Source organism: Streptomyces ossamyceticus, from assembly GCF_001418475.1.
Lineage (GTDB): Bacteria > Actinomycetota > Actinomycetes > Streptomycetales > Streptomycetaceae > Streptomyces > Streptomyces ossamyceticus.
In genome coordinates, this window is the sequence record NZ_LIQX01000130.1 from 1 (window position 1) to 16,630 (window position 16,630).

Here is a 16,630-nt window from a genome sequence, read left to right on the forward strand (position 1 = left end):
ACTCCGCACCCCCGGGGGCGCACCGAACTCCTCCGGGCGCTCCTGCCCCGGGCCCCCTATGGCCCCGCACCGACCTCGGCGGATACCGTTCGCACCATGGCCGACTACCTCGACGACCTCCGCTTCGCCCACGTCCTCGCGGACGCCGCCGACGCGAGCACCATGTCCCGCTTCAAGGCCCTCGACCTCAAGGTGGAGACGAAGCCCGACATGACTCCGGTGAGTGAGGCCGACAAGGCCGCCGAGGAACTCATCCGCGGCCATCTCCAGCGCTCCCGCCCCCGGGACGCGATCCTCGGCGAGGAGTACGGCGTCGAGGGCACCGGCCCCCGCCGCTGGGTCGTCGACCCGATCGACGGCACCAAGAACTACGTCCGTGGCGTGCCCGTATGGGCCACCCTGATCTCCCTGATGGAGGCGGGTGAGGGCGGCTACCAGCCCGTCGTCGGCGTGGTCTCCGCGCCCGCCCTCGGCCGCCGCTGGTGGGCGGCGAAGGGCCACGGCGCGTTCACCGGCCGCAGCCTCAGCTCGTCCTCCCGCCTCCACGTCTCCCGTGTCTCGAAGCTGTCGGACGCGTCCTTCGCGTACTCCTCGCTCAGCGGCTGGGAGGACCGCGGCAGCCTGAACGGCTTCCTCGACCTCACCCGCGAGGTGTGGCGCACGCGCGCGTACGGCGACTTCTGGCCGTACATGCTGGTGGCCGAGGGCGCGATCGACCTGTGCGCCGAACCCGAGCTGTCGCTGTGGGACATGGCCGCCAACGCGATCATCGTCACCGAGGCCGGCGGCACCTTCACCGGTCTCGACGGCCGCCCCGGCCCGCACAGCGGCAACGCGGCAGCCTCGAACGGCCTGCTCCACGACGAACTGCTGGGGTACCTGAACGAGCGCTACTGAATCGCTGGTGCCCCTGCGGCTGTGGAGTGATCCCGAGGCGCCCCTGAACTGACCACGCGCGCCCCCTTGTTGACCCTCTCTTTGCCTGGGAAGCTGGCAGTCCCCCCATTTGTGAACTTGTGCAGTGCTCAACAGGCGCGCCGGTGCGCCGTCATGACGACTGCCATGGTTCTCCAGGAGGTGACCGCACTCCATGCTCGTCCGCGACGCCATGAGCACGGTGGTTCTCACCATCGGCCCCGACCACACGCTCCGCCAGGCCGCCGCCCTGATGTCCGCCCGTCGGGTGGGCGCGGCCGTGGTTCTCGACCCCGACGCCGGCGGACTCGGCATCCTCACCGAACGCGACGTCCTCAACTCCGTCGGTCTGGGCCAGAGCCCGGACATCGAGCGCGCCCACGCCCACACCACCAACGACGTCGTGTTCGCCGCGCCGTCCTGGACGCTGGAGGACGCCGCCCGCGCCATGGCGCACGGCGGCTTCCGGCATCTGATCGTGCTCGACGAAGCCGCGCCCGTCGGCATCGTCTCCGTCCGCGACATCATCCGCTGCTGGGCCCCGGCGCGACAGCACGCGCCGGCGTGACCCCGATCGGGCCGGGACCCGAAGGAGTCCCGGCCCGTCCCGACGGCAAGCGGTCCAACCCTGGCCGACCGCACAGAGCCTGGACGGCGGCCCACCAGGCGCTTGCCGAGGTCCGGGCGGTGCCGTCCGCCGCTCTCCGGCCGAGGTCGGCACAGCCTCACAGCACCGCTCTTTGCGCCAGATCCTACATTGGACAAAGTCCAAGTCAATGCCTATTCCAAAGTCACACCCGTTCGGAATCTGACCCCCTTGCTGTTACGCTGACCTGTATGAGTGACCTTCTGGAGCGGCTGCGCGGACGCGGATGGCGTATGACCGCGCAGCGTCGTGTCGTGGCCGAGGTCCTCGACGGCGAGCATGTCCATCTGACAGCCGACGAGGTACACGCGCGTGCTGTGGCCAAGCTGCCGGAGATCTCCCGCGCGACCGTCTACAACACCCTGGGCGAGCTGGTCTCCCTGGGCGAGGTGCTCGAGGTCGCCACGGACAAGCGCGCCAAGCGGTACGACCCGAACGCGCACCGCCCGCACCACCACCTGGTGTGCGCCCGGTGCGGCACGATCCGCGACGTCCACCCCACCGGCAACCCGCTCGCGGACCTGCCTTCCTCGGAGCGCTTCGGCTTCACCGTCTCCGACGTCGAGGTGACCTACCGAGGCGTCTGCCCGACCTGCGCGACGGCGTAGACCCCGCCTCTCCGCCGCACACCACGTCACGCCACACGACAAGCCCCCGGCGGATCTGCTGCCGGGGGCTTCGCCGTTCTTCGGCAGCTGGATCCTGTACTCAGCCGTGGCCACACACACCGAAGGCCCGGAACCTCATCGGTTCCGGGCCTTCGGCCTTGAGTAGCGGGGACAGGATTTGAACCTGCGACCTCTGGGTTATGAGCCCAGCGAGCTACCGAGCTGCTCCACCCCGCGTCGGTAAACGCAACCTTACGTGGCCCCGTCGACCAGCGCAAATCGCTTAAGTGCCGAGACGGGACGCACGGGCGTCACACCCTTCCGGTGTCACGCCCGTGCCCGGCCCACGCCACCCGCTCCTACGCCGACAGCTCCTGCCGCAGTGCGTCCCGCAGCCGCGCCGCCCGCTTGGTCACCTCGGCCGGCCCGAGCGCCACCGCCCGGTCGGCCCACCGCTTCCCCTCGGCCAGCTCACCCCGACGCGCGTAGACGAGGGCGAGCCGCAGCGCCGCCCGCCCGTGCCCCGCGTCGGCGGCCCGGGCCCACCACACGGCGGCCTCCGGCTCACTCCCCTCACGCGCCAGCAGCAGCCCCAGGTTGAACGCGCCGTTCCGCGAACCGGCCTCGGCGGCCATGCGGTACCACCGCGCCGCCTCGACGACGTCGCCCCGGCCCGCGGCCAGCATCCCGACGCGCACCTGCGCCCGCCGGTGCCCCTGCGACGCGGCCCTCTCGTACCACTCCTCGCACTCGTTCTTCTCGCGCACCGGCTCCCCCAGCTCATGCGCGGGGGCGGGCGGCCGACGCGCGTCGAGCACGGCGGCGAGCCGGTAGGCGGCCTCTGCGCTGCCCCCGCCGGCGGCACACCGCAGATGCCGCTCGGCGGCCCGCTCGTCCCCTTCCCGCAGGCGCGCGATGGCGACCTGGAGCGCCGCCTCGGTGTGCCCGGCGGCGGCCGCCCGCTCGTACCAGACGAGCGCGGTCACGTCGTCGCCCCGCCCGGCGTGCAGGATCCCGAGGTTGAACGCGGCGTCCACACTGCCGGCCTCCGCGGCCTTGGAGAACCACGGCTCGGCACCGGCCGCGTCGCCCACCTGGAGCAGCAGGATGGCCAGCGCGTTGGCCGCCTCCCGGTGCCCGGCGTAGGCGGCCTGCCGGTACCACTGCTCGGCCTGCGCGGTCCGCCCCTGCTCGGCGCAGAGCAGCCCCAGGTTGTACGCGCCGTTCACGTCACCGGCGTCCATCGCGGCCCGGTACCACCGCTCGGCGGTCTGGGTCTCGCCGCGCTCGGCGTGCAGCGCCCCAAGGGCGTTCGCGGCGTTGCCGTCGCCGTCCTGGGCTGCCCGCAGCCACCACACGGCCGCGCTCTCGGTGTCGCCCGCGTCGCGCAGCAGGAACCCGAGCGCGCACGCGGCCCGGGGCTCGCCGTCCTTGGCGGAGGTCAGGTACCAGCGCCCGGCCTCCTTGAGCTCGCCGCGCCGCTCCAGGATCGCGCCGAGGTGCAGCGCGGCCCGCCGGTGGCCGCGCGCGGCGGCCTGGCGGTACCACTGCTCGGCCTCCTCGGCGGCGGTCGGTGCGACACCGTTGTCAGCCCCCGGCGCGCCCGCTCGCACGGCGGAACGCCCTTCGCGTACGCCGTCCCGTCCTTCCCGGGCCGCGCCCCGACCGTCCCGTCCGCCGTCGCGCCCCTCCCGCAGGGCATCCCTGGCGTCCCGAGCGGGCCGTCCGCCCCGTCCGTCCCGGACGACCTCGCGGCTCGCGCCGCCGATCTCCAGGGCAGCGCGGGCGATCCTGCGCCCCTCCCGGACGGCCGCGCGCTCCTCGCGCTCGGCACGATGGTCCAGCGTCCGGGCGAGGCGGTACGCGGCCTCGCGGTGACCGCGTTCGGCGGCGACGCGCATCCACTGCTCGGAGGCGGCGTCGCTGCGGTGCTCCAGCAGGTCGGCGAGGGCGTACGCGCCGAGCGCGTGGCCCTGCTCGGCGGACTGGCGCAGCCAGTACTCGGCGGCCGGCTCGTCGCCGCGCTCGCGGTGGTGCCGGCCGAGCGCGTGGGCGGCCGCCGCGGAACCGGCGACGGCGGCGATCCGCCACCATCCGGCGGCCTCGTCGGGGTATCCCCTCTGGTGAAGCAGAACGCCCAGGTTGTTGGCGGCCGCGCGGTCCCCGGCGGCGGTGGCGGCACGCAGGTACGGCTCGGCCCCGTCGAGGTCTCCACGGCGCAGCAGCATGGCTCCGAGGACGCTCATGGCCTCGGAGTCGCCGGCTTCGGCGGCGAGCCGCTGGCGCGCCTCCTCGACGGCTTCCCCAGCCTCGTCCGGGTCCACGGGCGGCGCGGAGTCACCCGCGGGGCGCGGACGGCCGACGGTCATCTCGGGCTCGGTGGTCAGGACGGACTCCCCCGACGGGTCGGACTCCGCGGGCAGCACGAGGTCGGCAGACAGCGCAACGTCGACAGACTGCGCAAACCGCCCTGTCTCCAACAGAGTTGCCTTGTCCCCCATAACGTCCATCGTCGCACCACCTGCAACCTGGGTACACCTGGTATACCGCAGCCATTGAGGTCACTACAGCGTTTTGTCGACATGCCCACAGAGCGACAAGTCAAACACAGATCGCCTCAAGTCCCCAGGCAACACGTCGAAGGCCCGGATCCTTTGGAGGATCCGGGCCTTCAACTTCAGTAGCGGGGACAGGATTTGAACCTGCGACCTCTGGGTTATGAGCCCAGCGAGCTACCGAGCTGCTCCACCCCGCGCCGTTGCTCGGCAACCGTATCACGGCGCGGGGTGGAGCCTCGAATCACCCGCTCGCAGCCCCCGTGTCGGCGTCCTTGTCGCTCTTGTCGGCCTGGTCGCCCTTGTCGTCGTTCTCGCTGCCGCCGCTGCCACCGGCCCCGTCGGCCTTGGACTGCGCGTCCTCGGCCCGCTTCAGGGCGTCCTCGAGGTCCTGCTGGGCTCGGCCGTACGCCTCCCAGTCGCCGTCCTTGAGGGCCTTCTGCCCCTCGTCGAACGCCTTCTGGGCGTCCTGCAGCGCCTGTTGGACCGTCGGGTCGCCGGACTTCGGCGGCTCGTCGGTGCCTTCGTCGCCGTCGTCCACCGGCGGCTCGGGGGTCGGACCCGCCGTCTCGAACACCTTGTTGAGCGCGGCGTCGAGGGTGTCCTCGAAGGCCGTGTTGCCGCCGTAGGTGACGAGAACCTTGCGCAGCAGCGGGTACTTGAGGCCGCCGCCTCGCACGTAGACGGGTTCCACGTAGAGCAGTCCACCGTCGAGCGGGACCGTCAGGAGGTTGCCGTACTCGACCTCGGAGTCACCGCGCTTGAGCAGGCTGATGGTCTCGGCGATGTCCTGTTGGGAGTTGAACTGGCTCTGGACCTGCTTGGGGCCGTCGATCGCTTCGCTCGTCGGCACCTTCAGGATTCTGATCTTGCCGTAGTCCTTGGTGCCCGCCTCGGCGTTGACCGCCATGAAGCCGCTGAGGTTGTCCCGGCCGTTCGGTGTGAACGTCGTGGTCAGCGAGAAGGCCTGTGCCTGCTGCCCGGGCATCTTCATGCTCAGGTAGTACGGCGGCACCGCGCTGCCCGAGGTGTTGGTCGGGTCGTCCGGGACCTGCCACACCTCGCTGCCGCTGAGGAACGTGTCGGCGTCCTTGACGTGATAGCGGGTCAGCAGTTCCCGCTGGACCTTGAACAGGTCCTGCGGGTACCGCAGATGGGCCTCCAGCGACTTGGAGATCGCCGTCTTCGGCTCCACCGTGTCCGGGAACGCCTTCATCCAGGTCTTCAGGACCGGGTCCTGCATGTCCCACTGGTAGAGCTTGACCTCACCCGTGTACGCGTCGACGGTCGCCTTCACCGAGTTGCGGATGTAGTTGACCTGGTTCTGCTGGGCCACCACCGCGCGCTGGCTGTTGTCGGCGGTCAGCGAGTCGGCAGTGGTGTCACCGAGGGTCGTGCGGGAGGCGTACGGGTAGCCATTGGTCGTCGTGTACGCGTCGACGATCCACTGGATCTTCCCGTCGATGACGGCCGGGTAGGCGTCACCGTCGATGGTCAGCCACGGGGCGACCGCCTCGACGCGCTCCTTGGGCGTGCGGTTGTACAGGATCCGCGACCCCTCGCCGATGGCACCGGAGTAGAGGATCTGCGGCTCGCTGAAGGCCGCCGCGTACGCCGCCCGGTTGATCGGGTTGGAGAGGTTGACGCCGCTGTCGCCCTTGTAGCTGGTGGTCTTCTCACCGTTGTCGTCGGAGTAGTCGATCTCCGCCTGGGGACCGCCGACGATGGAGTACTGGGTGGTCTTCTCGCCGTAGTAGATCCGCTGCTGGTAGTCGCCGAGGTCGCCCTTGGACGGCAGGTCGGACTCCGTGAACACCGGACGGCCGCCGGAGGTGGCCTCGGTGCCCTTGGCCGCGACCACGCCGAAGCCATGGGTGTAGCGGAAGTGGTCGTTGATCCAGTTGTTCTTGGGAATGCCCGCGAGGTTCAGCTCACGCAGACCGATGACCGTGTCCTGCTCCGCGCCGTCCTTGCCGCTGTACCGGTCGACGTCCAGGTTCGCGGGGAACGCGTAGTAGTTCCTCATCTGCTGGAGCTGCTGGAACGTCGGCGAGACGATGTTCGGGTCGAGCAGGCGGATGCTGGCCGTGTTCTCGGCGTCCTCACGCAGCTTGTTCTTGTCCGAAGTCGTGCCCGTACCCGCGTACTCCTGGACGTCGGTTCCGTCGATGCCGTAGGCCCGACGGGTCGCCTCCAGGTTCTTCTCGACGTAGGGCGCTTCCTTGGCCTGCTCGTTCGGCTGGACCTGGAACTTCTGCACGATCGCCGGGTACAGCCCGCCGATGAGGATCGCGGAGAGCACCATCAGGCCGAAGCCGATGACGGGCAGCTGCCAGGTGCGCCGCCAGATCGTGGCGAAGAACAGCAGGGCGCAGATGACGGCGATGCAGAAGAGGATGGTCTTGGCCGGCAGATACGCGTTCGCGTCGACGTACCGCAGGCCCGTCCAGTTGCCCGTCGCCTTGAAGTCGCTGGACTTCACCGCGAGGCCGTACCGGTCGAGCCAGTACGCGACCGCCTTCAGGGCGACGAAGATGCCGAGGAGCACCGACAGGTGCCCGGTGGCCGCGGCCGTGGCACGCGCGCCCGGGGAGGTGACTCTGAGGCCGCCGTACAGGTAGTGGGTGAGCGCGGCGGCGATCACCGAGAGCACGGCGGCGGCGAAGCCGAAGCCGAGCAGGAAGCGGTACCAGGGCAGGTCGAAGGCGTAGAAGGAGACGTCCAGGCCGAACTGGGGGTCCTTCTGGCCGAAGGACACGCCGTTGACCCACATCAGCCATGTACGCCACTGCCCGGAGGCGGAGGCGCCGGCGATGAGGCCGACCAGGGCCGTGATCCCGAGGAGCAGCCACTTCTTGTAGGGCGCGATGCCCATGCGGTACCGGTCGAGGCTCTGCTGCTCCATCGACATGGCACTCAGCGGCGGGCGCAGCCGGTGCGCCAGCCAGATGTTGAAGCCGACCGCGGACGCCATCAGCAGACCGAAGACGAAGAAGAGCCCGATCTTCGTCCACAGGGTGGTCGTGAAGACGGACGAGTAGTTCACCGACCGGTACCAGAGCCAGTCCGTCCAGAACCCCGCGAACATGACGAACGCCATGCCGAGCGCGGCAAGGACGCCCAGCGTCATGAGCAGGGTCCGGACACGCCGGGACGGTCGGCCGACTCTGATCCGCGGCCCCGTCGGGCCTCCGCCGCGGTCCGGCATCTGGAAAGCCAAGGTGTGCACCTCGAAAATCGCTGTCGACATGTCGGGGCCGCGTCTACGGACCCTTCAGCGGGCCCCCTGGTCGTAGGAGCCTCACCTATTGCAACTTACTCACGCTTTACTCGGTTCCCGCTTCGGGTAACGAACGAGGCAGGATTGTGACCATGTCCAACACTCCCATGGCAGCGAACCCGCTCACCCGGGCCGTACTCGAGATCGACGAGTACGCCTCGGGCCTCGGCTGGGACCAGCCCGCTCGCCTCTTCGCCCTCGTAGACACCGCGCGCCTGAAGGCCCAGGAGCCCGCGCTCGCGGCACAGCTCGGCCTGGAGGACGAGTCCGAGACCAGCGGCCTCACCCCGATCGAGCAGGAAGAGATCCCCACCGGCAAGGCGCTGGACGAGTTCCTCGGCACGATCGCCTGGCCCGATGCGGTGGTCGGCTGCGCGCTGACCGTGGAGCGGCTGATGCTGCCGCCGTCCGTCGAGGCGTCCGTCCCGGACCACCTCGATGGGGCCCGGCTCACCGAGTGGGTCGCCTCCCACCCGGAGCGCCAGGAGGTCCGTATGACGGTCGCGGTCCTGCGGGACGGCTCCCGCGACTCCGCGCTGCGCCTGCGCGAGAAGGACTCCCCGACCGAGGTTCTCACCGGCCCCGAGTTGGTGCCGGGGCTGGCCGAGGCGCTGACGGCGACGTTCGCGGACTGATCATTCGGAGGCCGTCGCGCGGGGGGCCTCTGCCCTACGGCGGCGGGGGCGTCCCTGGTGACAGAGCGCCCCCACGCACGCGTGGGCGTCAGCCCTTGGTGGTGCACTTCGGCAGGCCGGAGGTGTTTCCGGAGCGGATGTCCTTCAGGGCGCCGAGGGCGTCCTCGATGGTGTCGACCTTGACGAGGGTGAGTCCGTCGGGGGTGTCCTTGGCGGCGGCGGCACAGTTGTCCTTGGGCGTCAGGAAGTACTGGGCGCCCTTGCCGCGCGCGCCGACCGTCTTCATCTCGATGCCGCCGATGGGGCCGACCTTGCCCTTGTCGTCGATCGTGCCGGTGCCGGCGACGAACTTGCCGCCGGTCAGGTTGCCCGGCGTCAGCTTGTCGTAGATGCCGAGGGCGAACATCAGACCGGCGCTCGGGCCGCCGACGTCGGCGAGCTTGATGTCGATGGTGAACGGGAAGGTGTGGTCGGTCCCGGCGGAGATCCCGACGATCGCCCGCGCCTCGCCCGAGTCGTCGGACTTGGCGGTCGTGATCGTGATCTTCCGGGTCTCGGTCGCCGTGGTGTTCTTCTTCTCGGCGGCGGCCTGTGCCTTGGCGGGCACGATGACGAAGTCGACGTTCTCGCCCGGTTTGTGCTTGGTGACCTGTTTCGCCACGTCCTCGGGGGCCTTGATCGCCGTGCCGTCGACGGACTTGATCACGTCACCGGCGTGCAGCTTGCCCTCGGCCGGGGAGCCCTTGACGACGGTGGAGACGATCACCCAGGACCTCACCGGGATGTCCAACTGCTCCAGGGCGGCGACCTTGGCGCTCTCCTGGGACTGGCTGAACTCCTCGGCGTTCTCCTGGGTGGACTGCTCCTCGGTCTTGCCGTCCGGGTACAGCGTGTCGTGGGGGACGACCTTGTTGTCGTGTGCCAGCCAGCCGTAGACGGCCTCGACGAGGTTCATCTTGTAGTCGGCGCTCGTGACCCGGACCGTGGTCATGTTCAGGTGCCCGGTCGTCGGATAGGTCTTGCGCCCCGAGATCTGCAGCACCGGCTCGCCGTCGTGCCTGCCCAGCGTGTTCACCGTCGGCCCCGGCGACATCTCCGAGTAGGGCACGGGAATGAGCACTCCCGCGCACAGGATCGCGATCAGCATCAGGGTGGAGGCGAGCAGCGTCGCGGTGCGGCGTGGCATGGAACGACAGTACGGGACAGGCCTGTAAGTGCACTGTCGGGGCCGCCGTCCGGGGCGGCGGCGAGCGAAGGCGACGCCGCGCGGGACAGGCGAAGGCGAGCGGGCGCGCGGGCGGGGGTCAACCGCCGGTGTGGGACCTCTCCATGGCCTCTCGGAACCGTGAGTAACCGGCGAGCTCGGTGCCGTCCTCGATGCTCTTGCGGTTCCGGCTGGCCCAGCCGCCCCACAGTCCGGCGCCGATCGCAGCCACAAGTGGAACCAGCAACCAGGCGAGCGCCGCCATGCCGACCTCCCAACCCCATTCACATGACCGCAACTGACTGATCAGCAGATTATCCGTCCGCTCTGTCAACGCTCACGCTGGGGGGCGGGTTACGCAACCGGAACGCGCATGGCCCCGTCCCGGTCACGCCACCCGGGTGTTCTCGGGCCCCCGACCCTGTGTCTCCGAGGCTCTCGGCAGCGGCTCAGCAGGCCCCGACCCACTCCTCCGTGCCGTCGGAGAGCTTCTGGTGCTTCCAGATGGGCACCTCGTGCTTCAGGTCGTCGATGAGTCTGCGGCACGCCTCGAACGCCTCACCGCGGTGCGGGCACGACACGGCGACGACCACCGCGAGATCCCCGACCTTCAGACTTCCCACCCGGTGCACGGCCGCGAGCGCCCGCACGGGATGGTCGGCGACCACCTTCTCCGCGATCCGCCGCATCTCCGCCTCGGCGGTCGGGTGGCACGAATAGCCCAGCTCGTCGACATCGGCTCCGCCGTCGTGGTTCCGCACCGTCCCCACGAACAGCGCGGTCCCGCCGGCCGCGTCGTCCCCGACGGCCCGGAAGACCTCGTCCACGGAGAGCGCGGTCTCCCGGACACCGATCAGCTTGATGGGCTCCTCGGCCCTCTGCTCACCGGGGTGATCGTTCATCGCTGCCATACCTCCATCGTGCCGCACCGGCTCCCGGCCCGACACGGTCGGATCAGCGGGCACGCGCGTGTGCGTACTTGTCACGTCCTACAGGGCGCGCACCTTCGTGCGGATCGGTCCCACAGAACGCGCACCTTCGTACCGGATCGAGCTCTCGTCCCACCGTCCTGCGGGGCGCCCCGTCACAGCCGACGCCGAGCCTTCCGAGCCCGCCGTACCAGCGCCGCCGTACCCAGCAGCGCGACCGTCGCGCCCGCGGCACCCGCCGCCGTCGCGTCCTTCCGTCCGAGCCGGCGTCCGGCCACGGTGTGCCGCCCGGACACCTCCTCCAGCAGTTCCGCGAGCACTTCCTCGTTCGTCCACTGCGGCCGCCACCCGGCCTCGTGGAGCCGACTCCCGCTGACGACCCAGGGGTACATCGTGTAGGCCAGGTCCCCGGCCGGCGACGGGGTGAGCCCGATGCGGTGCAGCCGGGCCGCGGCCCCCAGGGCCACCGCGGACGGCAGTTCCATGCGCCGGATCCCGCTGAGCTCCTCGACCTCCTCCTGCTCCAGCCAGCCCTCGCACCCGACGGCCAGCTCCCCGTCGACCTTCTCCAGGACGGCGTACTCCAGCGCCCCGCACAGGTCCTCGACATGGCAGAACTGCCAGGCGGGCCGCGATCCGGCCACCACCAGCAGCCGAGGCGACTCGAAGTACCTGGTCAGCGCGGTGTCCGTACCGCCGACGAGGACGGCGGGCCGGACGACGGTGACATTGAGGCCCGGGTGGGCGCGCGGCGCCCGGCGTGCGAGACGCTCGATCTCCAACAGGTCGCCGACCCCGGTGGCCTCCGCGGTCGCCCGCAGCTCGGCGTCCTCGGAGAGCGGCAGCTCGTTGTCGGGCAGCGCCCCGTAGACCATGGCCGATGTGCACAGCACCACCCGGTGCACCCCGGCCGCCGCGGCCGCCGTGAGGACGGTCTGCGTGCCCCGCACGTTGTACGCGCTGCGTGCCGCCGGGTCGGTGCCCAGGTCGAGGTCGACCGCGAGGTGCACCACCACGTCCGCGCCGCGCAGCTTGTCGGCGATCGCCGGGTCCCGCACGTCCAGGATGTGCCACTGCGCGGCCGCGCACTCCCCCCGCCGCTCGTCGATCGCGATGACCTGCCGGACCTCGTCGGACTCGGCGAGCCGCTCGGTGAGCAGCGCGCCCACCCCGGACGCGGCGCCGGTGACCGCGACGACGGGTCCGCGCAGGGCGGAGCTGGTTGAGTGGTTTCGCGCTGCGCGAACCTGCGGATCTGGGGAACTCACCGGGCGTCTCCAGCGGTTGTCTTCAGTACGAACGCGGGTGACGCGTGCGTACCAGGTGGCATCCATCCTGCCGCAGGCCATCGGTCGGCGGAGCACCGAGGCCCGAACCCGCCACGGTGTCTAGGCTGGGTGGTGTTCGGGCAGCCGTGCCGTCGGTGGAGCCGACGGCCCTATCAGCCGAGGAATCCCGTGAGTGACACCCCATTCGGATTCGGCCTTCCGCCGGAGGAGCCGGACGACGGCGACGAGGGCAAGAAGAAGGACCAGCAGAGCGGTGGTGGTCAGGGCCCGGCCAACCCGTTCGGTTTCGGGTTCCCCGGGGCCGGGGGCCCCGGCGCCGACAATCCGTTCGCCGCGATGTTCGGTTCCATGAACCCCACCGACCTGGGCGCCGCCTTCCAGCAGCTGGGCCAGATGCTCTCGTACGAGGGCGGCCCGGTGAACTGGGACATGGCCAAGCAGATCGCCCGCCAGACGGTCGCCCAGGGCACCGCCGACGGCACCAAGGACTCCAGCGTCGGCCCCGCCGAGCGCACCGCCGTCCAGGAGGCCGTGCGCCTGGCCGACCTGTGGCTCGACGACGCGACGTCCCTGCCGTCCGGCGCCGGATCCGCCGTGGCGTGGAGCCGCGCGGAGTGGGTGGAGGCGACCCTGCCCGCCTGGAAGGAGCTCGTCGACCCGGTGGCCGAGCGTGTCGGCGGCGCCATGGGCGACATCCTGCCGGAGGAGATGCAGGCCATGGCGGGCCCGCTGATCGGCATGATGAAGTCGATGGGCGGCGCCATGTTCGGCCAGCAGATCGGCCAGGCCGTGGGCGTGCTCGCGGGCGAGGTCGTCGGCTCGACGGACGTCGGACTGCCCCTCGGCCCGGCCGGCAAGGCCGCACTGCTCCCGGTCAACGTGGAGGCGTTCGGCAAGGACCTGGGCATCGGCCAGGACGAGGTGCGGCTCTACCTGGCGCTGCGCGAGGCCGCCCACCAGCGGCTCTTCGCCCATGTGCCATGGCTGCGCTCGCACCTGTTCGGCGCGGTCGAGGGCTACGCGCGCGGCATCAAGGTCGACACGGCCAAGCTGGAGGACGTGGTCGGCCAGTTCGACCCGCAGAACCCCGAGGAACTGCAGCAGGCTCTCCAGCAGGGCATGTTCCAGCCGGAGGACACCCCGGAGCAGAAGGCCGCCCTGGCCCGTCTGGAGACGGCGCTGGCGCTGGTGGAGGGCTGGGTCGACGCGGTGGTGCACGCGGCCGCGAAGCCGCGCCTGTCCTCCGCCGACGCGCTGCGCGAGACCCTGCGCCGCCGCCGCGCCACGGGTGGCCCGGCCGAGCAGACGTTCGCCACGCTGATCGGGCTGGAGCTGCGTCCGCGTCGGCTGCGTGACGCGTCGCGGCTGTGGGCCTCCCTCACCGACGCGCGCGGCGTCGACGGCCGGGACGCCCTGTGGGCCCACCCGGACATGCTGCCCAACGCCTCTGATCTGGACGACCCTGACGGATTCGTCCACCGCGAGCAGATGGACTTCACGGAGCTGGACAAGATGCTCGGCGAGGCCGCGTCAGGGTCCGGGTCCGCGTCCGGGTCCGGGTCCGGGTCCACCGAGAAGCCGGACCTGAAGAAGTCCGATGAGGAGCCCGACCCGAAGCAGAAGGACGACGACACCGAGTGAGCCTGCATGACGACGCGGTCCTCGTACTGAAGGGCTACGAGGACCAGCCGGAGCTGCGCCAGGCCTACCTCGACCATCTGGCCGAGCACCCGGACGGCATCTGGAAGGCCTGCGGCGCCGGGCACATCACGGCGAGCGGGCTGGTGATCGACCCCGAGCGCGGGCGGGTCCTGCTGACGCTCCACAGGAAGCTGCGCATGTGGCTCCAGATGGGGGGCCACTGCGAGCCCGAGGACACCACCCTGGCGGCCGCCGCGCTGCGGGAGGCGACGGAGGAGTCCGGCGTCACCGGGCTGACCCTGCTCCCGGGCGGGCCGGTGCGCCTGGACCGCCACCCGATCCCGGCGCCCTGCCACTGGCACTACGACGTCCAGTACGCGGTGCTGGCCCCGTCGGACGCCGAGCACCTGGTCAGCGACGAGTCCCTCGACGTGCGCTGGTTCCCGTACGCCGAGGTGGCCGAGGTGGCGGACGAGTCGGTCGTACGGCTGCTGGAGGCGACACGGGCGCGGCTGTGACCGCGCGCGGGTCCCTCACCGGGAGAAGAACGTCGTAAGGGGCGTCCGCCATGGCGGACGCCCCTTACGTATGACGTATGCCTGTGCTGTCCCCGCCGGGATCAGGCGCGGCTGCCGCCGAGGTTGTTCCCGCTCAGACCGCCGGCGCCCATGCCGAACTGGCCGAGCACCCCGGACGTGCGGACATGCTGCGGCGGCAGCAGCTCGCTCGGCTGCACCAGGACATGTCCGCTGCCGGAGAAGTGCATCTCCCAGCCCTCACCGGTAGAGCCCCGGCGGCGCCACACGGCGGACGTCGAGGTCGGCGCCTGCAGCTGCGTGCGCAGCGAGGTGGACCAGGCGATGACGGCGTCGGAGTCGACACAGATGTTCTTCTCGGGCGTCACTTCGAGCACCAGCGGCTCGCCCGAGGTCATCAGGACGACCTTGCCGCCGCCGGACAGCTCCAGGTTGTACGCCCCCGCCGAAGCGACCTCGACGGCGCTGTCCACGGCGACGATGCCGACGTTCAGGGAACCGTCGAACGCCAGGACGGAGGAGGAGTCCACGGTGATTCCGCGGCCGACGTCCATGATGTGCAGGTACTGCGCGAAGTTGGCGAGATACACGATCCCGTTGCCCTTGCAGCGCATCAGTTCCAGGCGCTCACCGGTCATCCGCTCGGCGTTGCGCCAGCTGCGGTTGCGGTACTGGCTGTCGAACTCGACCTGACCCTCGAAGGCGACCATGGCGCCCTGGCGAGCCAGGACGGGGCTGCTGCCGATGGTGACGTCGGTCTTCAGCAGCTGCGGGTTCTGCAGCGTGTAGCGCTCGGTGTGCTCCACCGGGATGTGCGCGAAGAGTGTGCTGTGCATGGTGTGCTGTTCTCCTCTCGGCCCCGGTCAGCCACGGACCTTGAAACGGTCACCGGTGTCCTCGCTGGGCTGGACGACCACGAAGCCCTGCCCCTTGAACCCGATCTGGAAGGCCTCCCCGCTGCCCCGGCCGATGAGCGCTCCGGCCTTGATGGTGCGGCGGGCCTTCATGTCGAGGCCGTCGGTCCAGGCGATCAGCGCGTCCGGGTCGACATACGTCTCCCGTTCGGCGCAGTCGAGGGAGATCGGCACACCCCGGCTGACCAGAGCGACCCACCCGGTGCCCCGGACGACCAGGTTGGTCAGGCCGGAGCCGGAGAGCTTGGCGAGGCCCTTGACCGGTTCGATGGTCAGCTGGAGGGAGGCGTCGCAGGCCAGCAGGGTGGGGCCGTTGACGGACAGCGCCTCGTTGTTCAGGTGGACGATGAGGACGTCACCGCCGTAGTCGGCGAGATAGAGGTCGCCGTCGCCGCGGCAGAGCATCAGCTTGCCGCCCTCTCCGGTGACCATCTCCTCGGCGCTGCGGCGCAGCGAGGCGGGAGCGGCGTCGAACTGCACGAACCCGTCATAGGCGATCATCGAGCCGGCCTTGGCCAGGAGGTCCTGGCCGGTGACCATGGTGACCTTGAGCGTCTTGGAGCTGTGCACGCTCATTCGGACGCCGGTGGCCGCGGAGCGGTGCGCGTGGAGTGTCTGGAGGTCCATGCTCTGCCTCACACCTCGAAGGGCTGGACGACGACGAAGTTGCCGGGGGCACCGCGGAACTGGAGGTTGATCGCCTCCTGCGTCTGCCGGGCGTACCCGGAGCGGCGCAGCCTCAGCGAGGTCGTGGTGACGGCCTGCGCACCGGCGGACCAGGCGATGACGGCGTTGCCGTCGACGTAGGTGGCCGGGCCGACGGGCAGGACGACGGGGACTCCGCGTGTCTTGACGACGACCGCTCCGGTGCCGGAGAAGAGCATGCTGAACAGGCCGCCACCGGGCAGGCCCGCGCCCTCGATACGGCGGATCTCGGTGTCCAGCGCCTCGTCAAAGGCGAGGACGCCGCGCGCGCTGGTGTAGAGCTGCTCGTTCTGGAGGCGGATGACGAAGAGCCTGCTGCCCTCGTCGGCGAGGAACACCTCGCCGTCGCCGGAACACCGCATCAGGGCCATGCCCTGCCCGGTGAGCTGGCCCGTCAACTTGCCGAGCAGGCCGGAACCCTTGTGGGCGAAGTCGATGTCGCCCTGGTAGGCGACCATGCTGCCCTGCTTGGCGAGGATGTTGGCGCCCTTGGTGAGGGTGGCCCGCACCATCTGCGGGTTCTGCTCGGTCCAGCGGTCACCGACGGGTGCCTCGGAGTACTTCGTCAGCACGACGCGGAGTCCGGCGTCCGCCGGCACGGGGGCGAGCTGCGTCCCGCCGCCGAACGGCTGTCCCTGTCCCGGGAAGGCGGCGGGGGCGCCCGGAGGCGTGAACGGGCCGCCCTGCGGTGCCGCGCCGGGCGGCGGTGTGAAGGGCCCACCCTGCGGCGGTGCGCCTGGAGGGGTGAAGGGCCCACCCTGCGGCGGTGCGCC

The 16,630-nt window shown here is 70.7% G+C and carries 15 protein-coding genes and 2 tRNA genes; 6 read left to right on the forward strand and 11 right to left on the reverse strand.

Annotated features, from left to right (window positions below; translation table 11 throughout):
* Positions 1-96: 96 nt before the first annotated feature.
* The 3 genes from hisN to AOK15_RS11615 all read left to right on the forward strand — a co-directional run bounded on the left by hisN (position 97) and on the right by AOK15_RS11615 (position 2,169).
* On the forward strand, positions 97-897 hold the full coding sequence (gene hisN, locus AOK15_RS11605) for a histidinol-phosphatase (RefSeq protein WP_055515598.1): 801 nt from the start codon (positions 97-99) through the stop codon (positions 895-897).
* A gap of 193 nt (positions 898-1,090) precedes the next feature.
* Positions 1,091-1,483 carry a CBS domain-containing protein gene (locus AOK15_RS11610; protein ID WP_055515600.1) on the forward strand — a complete coding sequence of 131 codons (393 nt, stop codon included), beginning with the start codon at positions 1,091-1,093 and terminating at the stop codon, positions 1,481-1,483.
* Between the two features lie 269 nt (positions 1,484-1,752).
* Positions 1,753-2,169 (forward strand): Fur family transcriptional regulator, encoded by a 417-nt coding sequence (locus AOK15_RS11615; protein ID WP_055515602.1) that lies wholly within the window; start codon positions 1,753-1,755, stop codon positions 2,167-2,169.
* A gap of 163 nt (positions 2,170-2,332) precedes the next feature.
* Here AOK15_RS11615 and AOK15_RS11620 read toward each other — a convergent pair.
* From AOK15_RS11620 to AOK15_RS11635, 4 genes are all read right to left on the reverse strand, one after another.
* Positions 2,333-2,406, reverse strand: a tRNA-Met gene (locus tag AOK15_RS11620).
* Between the two features lie 122 nt (positions 2,407-2,528).
* On the reverse strand, positions 2,529-4,679 hold the full coding sequence (locus AOK15_RS11625) for a tetratricopeptide repeat protein (protein WP_205632114.1): 2,151 nt from the start codon (positions 4,677-4,679) through the stop codon (positions 2,529-2,531).
* Between the two features lie 171 nt (positions 4,680-4,850).
* Positions 4,851-4,924: transfer RNA gene (locus AOK15_RS11630), tRNA-Met, on the reverse strand.
* Between the two features lie 44 nt (positions 4,925-4,968).
* Positions 4,969-7,932 (reverse strand): UPF0182 family membrane protein, encoded by a 2,964-nt coding sequence (locus AOK15_RS11635; protein ID WP_055515604.1) that lies wholly within the window; start codon positions 7,930-7,932, stop codon positions 4,969-4,971.
* 164 nt (positions 7,933-8,096) lie between these two features.
* On the opposite strand from AOK15_RS11635, the gene AOK15_RS11640 reads away from it, so the two are divergent.
* Positions 8,097-8,639, forward strand: a complete 543-nt coding sequence (locus AOK15_RS11640; protein ID WP_055515606.1) for a PPA1309 family protein — start codon at positions 8,097-8,099, stop codon at positions 8,637-8,639.
* An 88-nt stretch (positions 8,640-8,727) separates the two neighbouring features.
* Here AOK15_RS11640 and AOK15_RS11645 read toward each other — a convergent pair whose 3' ends face one another.
* The 4 genes from AOK15_RS11645 to AOK15_RS11655 form a co-directional block, all read right to left on the reverse strand.
* Positions 8,728-9,825, reverse strand: a complete 1,098-nt coding sequence (locus AOK15_RS11645) for a YlbL family protein (protein WP_055515608.1) — start codon at positions 9,823-9,825, stop codon at positions 8,728-8,730.
* 118 nt (positions 9,826-9,943) lie between these two features.
* Positions 9,944-10,108, reverse strand: coding sequence for a hypothetical protein (locus AOK15_RS45580; RefSeq protein WP_167738809.1), 165 nt, complete (start codon positions 10,106-10,108; stop codon positions 9,944-9,946).
* A gap of 184 nt (positions 10,109-10,292) precedes the next feature.
* Complete coding sequence (locus tag AOK15_RS11650) at positions 10,293-10,754, reverse strand: molybdenum cofactor biosynthesis protein MoaE (protein WP_055515610.1); 462 nt, start codon at positions 10,752-10,754, stop codon at positions 10,293-10,295.
* Between the two features lie 173 nt (positions 10,755-10,927).
* Positions 10,928-12,040: an SDR family oxidoreductase gene (locus AOK15_RS11655; protein WP_055515612.1), complete on the reverse strand. Its 1,113-nt coding sequence runs from the start codon at positions 12,038-12,040 to the stop codon at positions 10,928-10,930.
* Between the two features lie 189 nt (positions 12,041-12,229).
* Here AOK15_RS11655 and AOK15_RS11660 point away from each other — a divergent pair, with 189 nt between their 5' ends.
* Both AOK15_RS11660 and AOK15_RS11665 read left to right on the forward strand, forming a co-directional pair.
* On the forward strand, positions 12,230-13,702 hold the full coding sequence (locus AOK15_RS11660; RefSeq protein ID WP_055515614.1) for a zinc-dependent metalloprotease: 1,473 nt from the start codon (positions 12,230-12,232) through the stop codon (positions 13,700-13,702).
* Entirely contained in the window at positions 13,699-14,220 is a 522-nt protein-coding gene (locus tag AOK15_RS11665) for an NUDIX hydrolase (protein WP_055515617.1), read from the forward strand. Before AOK15_RS11660 ends, AOK15_RS11665 begins: the two co-directional genes overlap by 4 nt.
* A 101-nt stretch (positions 14,221-14,321) precedes the next feature.
* Here AOK15_RS11665 and AOK15_RS11670 read toward each other — a convergent pair whose 3' ends face one another.
* The 3 genes from AOK15_RS11670 to AOK15_RS11680 all read right to left on the reverse strand — a co-directional run.
* The gene (locus AOK15_RS11670; RefSeq protein WP_055515619.1) at positions 14,322-15,074 is read right to left on the reverse strand and encodes an AIM24 family protein; all 753 of its coding nucleotides are present in this window, start codon (positions 15,072-15,074) and stop codon (positions 14,322-14,324) included.
* 27 nt (positions 15,075-15,101) lie between these two features.
* Positions 15,102-15,779 (reverse strand): AIM24 family protein, encoded by a 678-nt coding sequence (locus AOK15_RS11675; protein WP_055515621.1) that lies wholly within the window; start codon positions 15,777-15,779, stop codon positions 15,102-15,104.
* Positions 15,780-15,787: 8 nt separating this feature from the next.
* Positions 15,788-16,630, reverse strand: an 843-nt coding sequence (locus AOK15_RS11680) for an AIM24 family protein (protein ID WP_167738810.1), incomplete at its 5' end; no start/stop codon positions are given.

Coding starts and splice junctions, on each gene's coding strand:
- hisN (WP_055515598.1), top strand. CDS start 97: ATGGCCGACTACCTCGACGACCTCCGCTTCGCCCACGTCCTCGCGGAC.
- AOK15_RS11670 (WP_055515619.1), bottom strand. CDS start 15,074: ATGCACAGCACACTCTTCGCGCACATCCCGGTGGAGCACACCGAGCGC.
- AOK15_RS45580 (WP_167738809.1), bottom strand. CDS start 10,108: ATGGCGGCGCTCGCCTGGTTGCTGGTTCCACTTGTGGCTGCGATCGGC.
- AOK15_RS11645 (WP_055515608.1), bottom strand. CDS start 9,825: ATGCCACGCCGCACCGCGACGCTGCTCGCCTCCACCCTGATGCTGATC.
- AOK15_RS11615 (WP_055515602.1), top strand. CDS start 1,753: ATGAGTGACCTTCTGGAGCGGCTGCGCGGACGCGGATGGCGTATGACC.
- AOK15_RS11675 (WP_055515621.1), bottom strand. CDS start 15,779: ATGGACCTCCAGACACTCCACGCGCACCGCTCCGCGGCCACCGGCGTC.
- AOK15_RS11610 (WP_055515600.1), top strand. CDS start 1,091: ATGCTCGTCCGCGACGCCATGAGCACGGTGGTTCTCACCATCGGCCCC.
- AOK15_RS11650 (WP_055515610.1), bottom strand. CDS start 10,754: ATGGCAGCGATGAACGATCACCCCGGTGAGCAGAGGGCCGAGGAGCCC.
- AOK15_RS11625 (WP_205632114.1), bottom strand. CDS start 4,679: ATGGACGTTATGGGGGACAAGGCAACTCTGTTGGAGACAGGGCGGTTT.
- AOK15_RS11640 (WP_055515606.1), top strand. CDS start 8,097: ATGTCCAACACTCCCATGGCAGCGAACCCGCTCACCCGGGCCGTACTC.
- AOK15_RS11635 (WP_055515604.1), bottom strand. CDS start 7,932: ATGCCGGACCGCGGCGGAGGCCCGACGGGGCCGCGGATCAGAGTCGGC.